The organism is Priestia sp. P5_B4 (genome assembly GCF_056400385.1).
In genome coordinates, this window is sequence record NZ_JBFULJ010000802.1 from 1 (window position 1) to 1,766 (window position 1,766).

Below are 1,766 nucleotides of genomic sequence, written 5' to 3' on the forward strand. Positions count from 1 at the left end.
GATTTATACTTAACTGATGTTATATAAGCACGAAATACGTGCAAATGTTTAATCCTGTGAACATTTGATGGAGCTTGATGCATTTTTATATAAAAAAGTGAAACCTTTTGGTATGATGAAACGTAGGAACATATATGGAAATCATATATGAAAAAACATATGTGACGTTAGTCATTTAGTGGAGGGAAAACAATGGTAAAAAAATTATTGGCCGCATTTATCGCATTAGCGGTTGTGTTTTCACCAGTCGGTGGATCACTTATTCATGACGGTTCAAACGTAGCAAGCGCAAAAGGGTATAAGTCAGGAAAGCGCTCTTTTGACAGCGGAAGCAATAACCAATCAAGCTTATTTAAAAACAATAACAATAATTCAGTTAAGCAAAACAATACGTCTAAAAACTCATCATCTAAAAGTACAGCGGCTAGCTCAAAGCGCGGCGGCTTAATGAAAGGTCTTTTAATGGGAGGAATTGCGGGCTTATTATTCGGAAGCTTACTATCAAGCTTAGGACCATTAGGACCAATTTTAGGCTTTATGGTAAACATGCTCGTGATTGTAGCTTTAATTCTTCTTGTAGTAAAGTTATTCCAAAGCGTACGTAGCAACAAGCGTAAAAATGAGGAAGTGAAATCTTGGAGACAATAAAAATTTCTGAACAAGATATTATCAATGCGATGTGTTTGTATATCGCAGAAAAGAAACAAGTTCAGCCTCAAGAAGTAGAGATTGAGCTAATGTATGATGATGACTACGGTTTTTCAGCAGAGTCATACGTGCATGATCGTAAGCAGGTTCATATTACTTTGAACATTATTGAAGCCCTGCGCTTTTGGCTGGATACGGAAATGAACGTAGACCCATACGCAGCAGGACTAGAACTGGAATTAGACGATGAAGAAGGCATTATCGCTTTTGCAAAATTAAGTCGATAAAGAAGCCTTCAATGCAAAACCCGCTCAAGTGAGCGGGTTTTTTTATTATGATTTTAACTGTTCGTTGGAACTGGACTTATCGCGTTTTTTAGTGAAAAACCACCAGTTGGCATCTCCAAGCAATTTCATAAGAGAAGGGACAAGAAGCATTCTGACAATCGTTGCGTCGATAAATATAGCTAAAGCAATTCCTACACCCATTTGTTTAACAGGCGTTACGTCTGTAAAAGCAAAGGCCCCTGTAATTACAATCATAATTAAAGCAGCGCTCGTAATGATTTTACTAGTGGAAGCTAGGCCTTCTACCGTTGCCACATTATTATCGCGGGTTTGATGATACACTTCGTGAATGCGCGAAATTAAAAAGACTTCATAGTCCATGCTAAGCCCAAATACAAGGCCGAAAACAAAGACCGGCAGCACTAAAGCAATATTAGATTGGGTAAGACCTAAATGTCCATTTTGAAACAGCCATACAAGTAAACCAAACGTAGCTGTTAAGCTTAAAATATTCATAATGATAGCCTTTAAAGGAATGAGGACAGAACGAAAAGCAATCATTAAAATGACATACGTTGAAAATAAAACAAGAGCCAAACCATATGGAGCTTTCTCATAAATTTCATCGAATATTTCCTGTTCGAATTTTGGATAGCCGCCAATATGAACGGTGAAAGGTGACCGTTTGTCTTTCCATTTTCGAACAAAATCTTTTGCTTGATCTGAATTTTGGTCTGTATCTAGCGTAGCTTTTATGAGCATATAATGTCCGTTAATGAACGAATCTACAGCTGGCTTTGTCTGTGCACTTATCTGCGGGTTTTCCAGCAT

At 37.6% G+C, this 1,766-nt stretch carries 3 protein-coding genes; 2 read left to right on the forward strand and 1 reads right to left on the reverse strand.

What is annotated here, in order from left to right; translation table 11 throughout:
* Positions 1-192: 192 nt before the first annotated feature.
* Both AC1DRF_RS26120 and AC1DRF_RS26125 read left to right on the forward strand, forming a co-directional pair.
* Positions 193-648, forward strand: a complete 456-nt coding sequence (locus tag AC1DRF_RS26120; RefSeq protein ID WP_043982395.1) for a hypothetical protein — start codon at positions 193-195, stop codon at positions 646-648.
* Positions 636-935 carry a YxcD family protein gene (locus AC1DRF_RS26125; RefSeq protein WP_013056994.1) on the forward strand — a complete coding sequence of 100 codons (300 nt, stop codon included), beginning with the start codon at positions 636-638 and terminating at the stop codon, positions 933-935. The genes AC1DRF_RS26120 and AC1DRF_RS26125 overlap by 13 nt, the downstream gene beginning before the upstream one ends.
* 45 nt (positions 936-980) lie before the next feature.
* Here AC1DRF_RS26125 and AC1DRF_RS26130 read toward each other — a convergent pair.
* Positions 981-1,766: MMPL family transporter (locus AC1DRF_RS26130; RefSeq protein ID WP_477742092.1), on the reverse strand; the 786-nt coding region annotated here is incomplete at its 5' end.